The 4,601-nt window shown below is 65.7% G+C and carries 4 protein-coding genes and 1 tRNA gene; 2 read left to right on the top strand and 3 right to left on the bottom strand.

Annotation, left to right across the window (positions count from 1 at the left end):
• Nucleotides 1-894, bottom strand: an 894-nt coding sequence (locus tag AC1DZ6_RS19510; protein WP_477098798.1) for a serine hydrolase domain-containing protein, incomplete at its 3' end; no start/stop codon positions are given.
• A 140-nt stretch (nt 895-1,034) separates the two neighbouring features.
• Here AC1DZ6_RS19510 and AC1DZ6_RS19505 point away from each other — a divergent pair.
• Together AC1DZ6_RS19505 and AC1DZ6_RS19500 are read left to right on the top strand one after the other, a co-directional pair.
• Nucleotides 1,035-1,109: transfer RNA gene (locus AC1DZ6_RS19505), tRNA-Thr, on the top strand.
• Nucleotides 1,110-1,170: 61 nt separating this feature from the next.
• Nucleotides 1,171-1,758 carry a DUF1989 domain-containing protein gene (locus AC1DZ6_RS19500; protein ID WP_477098797.1) on the top strand — a complete coding sequence of 196 codons (588 nt, stop codon included), beginning with the start codon at nt 1,171-1,173 and terminating at the stop codon, nt 1,756-1,758.
• A 75-nt stretch (nt 1,759-1,833) separates the two neighbouring features.
• Here the strand turns inward: AC1DZ6_RS19500 and AC1DZ6_RS19495 are convergent, their stop codons facing one another.
• A complete protein-coding gene (locus AC1DZ6_RS19495) occupies nt 1,834-4,356 on the bottom strand; it encodes a TonB-dependent receptor (RefSeq protein ID WP_477098796.1) in 2,523 nt (840 codons plus the stop codon).
• Nucleotides 4,357-4,382: 26 nt separating this feature from the next.
• The coding region (locus tag AC1DZ6_RS19490) for a hypothetical protein (protein WP_477098795.1) at nt 4,383-4,601 on the bottom strand (219 nt) is incomplete at its 5' end.

Genomic DNA, 4,601 nt, shown 5'->3' with positions numbered 1-4,601 from the left:
GGCCGGCGGCTTGGTGACGTCCAGCACCATGAAGTTGTCGGCCGGCTTCAAGGCGCGGGTCTTGGGATCGGGAATGTAGAGCGCGGCCAGGCGATCGCTCTTGGCCGGTGGAATCCAGAAGGCGGTGTCGGTCATCTTCAGGGGATCGAAGATCCGGCTCTTCATGAAGTCGGCCAGGCTCATGCCCGACAGCCGCTCGACGATCAGCCCCTGGATGTCGACCGAGACGCTGTAGCGCCACTCGGTCCCCGGCTGGCTGGCAAGGGGCAGCTTGACGAGAGCGCCCAGGAACTCGGCCTGGGTTTTGGAGCCCAGCAGGCCGCTGTCGCGATAGGCCTTCTCGACCGGCTGGTCCGTGCGCAGACCATAGGCGAAGCCGCCCGTGTGGCTCATGATCTCGCGCATGGTCGGCACGCGCGTCGCCGGCTCGGTGATGAAGGTCCCGTCCGGGTTCTGGCCCTTGTAGACCTGGAGATGGGCGAACTCGGGCACGAACTTGGTGACCGGATCGTCGAGGCGCCATTTGCCCTCCTCGAACAGGATCATCATCGCCACGCCAGTCACCGGCTTGGTCTGGGAATAGATCCGGAAGATCGTGTCCTTGGTCATCGGCGCGCCGCCGATCGCCTTCTTGCCGAAGGTCTCGTAGCTGACGATCTTGCCGTGGCGGGCGACCATCGTGATCGCGCCCGGCAAGTGCCCTTGGTCGACCAGGCCCTGCATGTAGGCGTCCAGGCGCTTGAGACGTTCAGGCGAGAAACCCGCGGCGTCCGGCGTGGACGCCGTCAGACTCGCGCTCGAACTCGGGGCGGCGGCCTTGGGCGCGCTCCAGGCCGGACCGACCGCCAGCGCCAAGACGGCCGTCGCCGCCGCCATCGTCCGCAAAATCCGCATGCGCCGCCCCTAACGAACAGTTGTTTGAGGGGCACCTTAGCTTGGTTTGGCGACACGGCAATGGATGAGCTTGGTCGCCGCTCTTGCCCGCCCCCCGTCGTTGCCGCTAAGGAGAACGCCCGCTCGGCGTAGCGGTGTTGGCCGGATTAGCTCAGCGGTAGAGCAGCGGTTTTGTAAACCGAAGGTCGGGGGTTCAATCCCCTCATCCGGCACCAGCCCATCTAGTGATTTCATCTCGCCCGCCAGCGCCTTTCGCCCTGGCAAAGGGAGGTCTGCATGACCGAGTTGAGAACGGTGCCCGCCGCGAGCGGCGTGGGCCTGCGGCTGCGGAAGGGCGAACGCTTGCGGATCGTGGACACCGAGGGCGGTCAGACCGGCGACCTCGTCGCCTATTCGGCGGACGGGGCGGAGCGGCTCTCGACCGGCCGGTCCTTCGACTACAACGAAAAGGTTCGCCTCACGACGGGTGACGTCCTGTGGTCGGATCGCAGCAACAGGATGCTGACCATCGTCGCCGACGACGTCGGGCGGCACGACATGTTCTATGCCCCCTGCAGCCTCGAAATGTATCGGATGCAGTACGGCCTGAACGACCATCCGAACTGCCAGGACAACCTGAACGCGGCGTTGCGGGCGTTCGGGATCGATCCCGCGTCTCCGCCGCAGACGTTCAATTTCTTCATGAATGTGGACATCAGCGACGAGGGCCGGCTCGCCATCGTCGAGCCGCTATCGCGGCCTGGCGCGGCGATCGTTCTGCGCGCCGAAATGGATCTGGTGGTCGCGCTCTCGGCCTGCCCGGCCGGCACGTGCAACGGCGGCGCGCCGCCTCGATCGGTCGGCTTCGAGGTGCTGGCCGGCTAAGCCGCCGCAGGCCTCGGAACGAAGACGCCGCCCGACCCGCGAGGGCCGAGCGGCGCTTTGCAGTCTATCGATAGACTAGAACGTCTTGCGCAGGGTCACGCCGTAGGTGCGCGGCGCGGTCGGATAGCCGCTGTAGCTGCCGTCCTGGGCCACCGTCGGGAAGTTGGCGATCAGGCTCTCGTCGTTCGTCAGGTTGCGCCCCCAGAGGGTGACCTCGATCTGATGTGCGTCGTTCGTGACGCCGAGGCTGGCGTTGACGACGTTCTGACCCCAGGTCGACAGGTTCGGCGGCGTCGTCTCGGTCAGCTGCGTCTTGCTGACATAGTCGTACTCGACGCGCAGATAACCGGCATATCCCTTGCCCAGATCATGCGAGACGGTCGCCGAGGTCGACGCGCTCCACTTCGGGATGCCCGCCGGACGGTCGCCGGTCAGGTCACGGAAGTTGGGGCGCAGGCCAGTGGAGACGTTCACCGGACAACGGACGGTGTCGTAGTTCACGCAGGCCGCGCCGGTGAACGAGTCGTAGGTCGGATCCAGATAGGTCGCCGCCGCCGTCAGGGACAGCCACTCGATCGGCCGCCAGGCGCTGTCGACCTCGAAGCCCTTCACCGACTCCTCGCCGGCGTTGACCAGGCTATAGCCGATTCCGGTGTAGGCGTTGGACTGGAAGCCTTTTATCGACTGGTCGAAGACCGCGAGGTTCAGGTAGCCGCCCTGGAAGTTGGCCTTCAGGCCGGCTTCGTAGACGCTGACGTCCTCGGGCGCGGCGGTGCGGCCCACGCCGTTGGCGTTCGGCGGCCGGCTGTCGGACGACAGGTTGTAGGCTCCGGCCTTCCAGCCCGTCGAATAGCTGACATAGGCGTTCACCCAGCCGAAGTCGTAGGCGGCGCGAACGGCGTAGGTGATCTTGTCGCCCTTCAGTTCGCCCGACTCCGTGGCGTTGGGGAAGTTGATCGGACCGTGGGTCGGCGAGTTGCCGTAGTAGAACTGCAGGCTGCCCAGGGCGCCGTACAGGTTGCCCGGCAGACCCAGGGCGGTGAATTGCGGCACCGCCTGCAGGTTCAGGGCCGAGAACGGGTCGCGCAGGACGACATCGGATACCACGCGCTTGCGGTCGTTCAGATAGGACAGGCCGCCGGTGACGGTCAGCTTGTCGGTGATCTTGTAGTCGGCCTGACCGAACAGCGAATAGGACCGCTGCTTCATCGAATAGTCGTCGTCGATGCCCTGGCCGGCCTGGAAGTAGGTCTTGCCGGGAACGATGGACGGCGTGACCAGGCTCTGCAGGAATTCCAGGGCGTAAAGGTTGGACCTGCCGGTCAGGGCGGGACGGATGGCCGCCGGCAGGGCGGCGAGCAGGGCGGCCGGGACCTGGCCGCTGAGGCCTTCGGTATAGGCGCGGATGTCGGAGCCGTAGTTGATCGTCCGGCCGGTATCGAGCTTCTCGTCCTGATAGAAGCCGCCGACCAGCCAGTTGAACGGGCCGTCGCCGTTCGAGGCCAGGCGCAGTTCCTGAGTGAAGGTCTTGATCTTGTTGCCGTCGCCCTTGTTGGCGAGGTCGGCGCCCGTGAAGTCGACATCCTGGAAGGAGGCGCTGGTCTGTTCGCGATAGGCGGTGATCGCGGTCAGCTTGGCGACGCCCAGGTCCTGGTCGAGCTGGCCCGAGATCCCCTTGCCGGTCAGGCGGTTGGACGGGTCGGTGTTGAAGACGACGTCACGGTCGAAGATCTTGGCCGGATTGCTGACCGGCTTGCCCAGGCCGAACGGCGACGGCGCGCCGATGAACTGGGTGGCCGGGCCGTTGTAGACCGAGTTCACCGCGCAGCAGACCTCGGTGATCTTGTTGTAGTCGGCGATGACACGGACCGAGGTCTGGTCGGTCGGGACCCACAGCACGTCGCCGCGGATCGACCAGCGGTCGCGGTCGTTGACGTCATTGCCGGTGGTGACGTTGGTGGCGTAGCCGTCGCGCTTGTTCATGCTGCCCGACAGGCGCACGGCGACGGTGTCGCTCAGGGGGCCRGTGACGGTGCCCTTGAGCAGGCGTTGGTTGTAGTTGCCGAGGCTGACCTCAGCCTTGCCGCCCATCTCGAACTGCGGCTGCTTGGTCACGATGCTGATCGCGCCGGCCGAGACGTTCTTGCCGAACAGGGTCGACTGCGGTCCGCGCAGGACTTCGATGCGCTCGACCTCTGGCAGATCGTCCAGGGCCGAGGCGGAGCGCGAACGGTAGACGCCGTCGATGAACACGCCGACCGAGCTTTCGATGCCGTCGTTGCCGTTGCCGTTGCCGAAGCCCCGGATGATGAAGTTGGTCTGGCTGGCGGCGTTGAACTGCGAAACCTTCAGAGACGGCACGACCGACTGCAGGTCGATCAGGTCGCGAATCTGGGCCCGTTCGATGGTCTTCTGGCTGGTCACCGCCACCGAGATCGGCACGTCCTGGAGGGTCTGCTCACGCTTGGTCGCCGTGACGATGATCTCCTCGACGGTCGAGGCGGCGTTGGCGGGCGGCGGCGTCTGATTCTGCGCCAGGGCGGGTCCCGCGACGACGAGAGCCAGCACCGACGCGCCAACGAAATGCAGCTTCTTCACGTAATTCTCCCTCGAACTTGTTCTTGTCATTTCCAGTGCGCCTGAGCCGCAAGCCGATCGTCCCCGCAGATGCGGGGCTCGGTGATCCGTATTCGGTTGAGCGGTACGGCGACGACATAGCGCGGCGCTTCACCCTCGATGAGGATGCGGACACGGTCCTGCGCGGCGTTCGCGGCCATCTCGGTTTCCCCCTGGGCCTTGAACACCTGTGTCGGCGCTTCCCGTCCCAAGCTCGATTCTAGTAC

Source organism: Caulobacter sp. P1_B12_2, from assembly GCF_056406675.1.
The sequence above is the reverse complement of the archived record's forward strand: the minus strand, read 5'-3'. Positions and strand labels throughout refer to the sequence as shown.

What these genes read in the sequence shown, in the direction of transcription:
- AC1DZ6_RS19500 (WP_477098797.1), top strand. Translation starts at nt 1,171, where the DNA reads ATGACCGAGTTGAGAACGGTGCCCGCCGCGAGCGGCGTGGGCCTGCGG.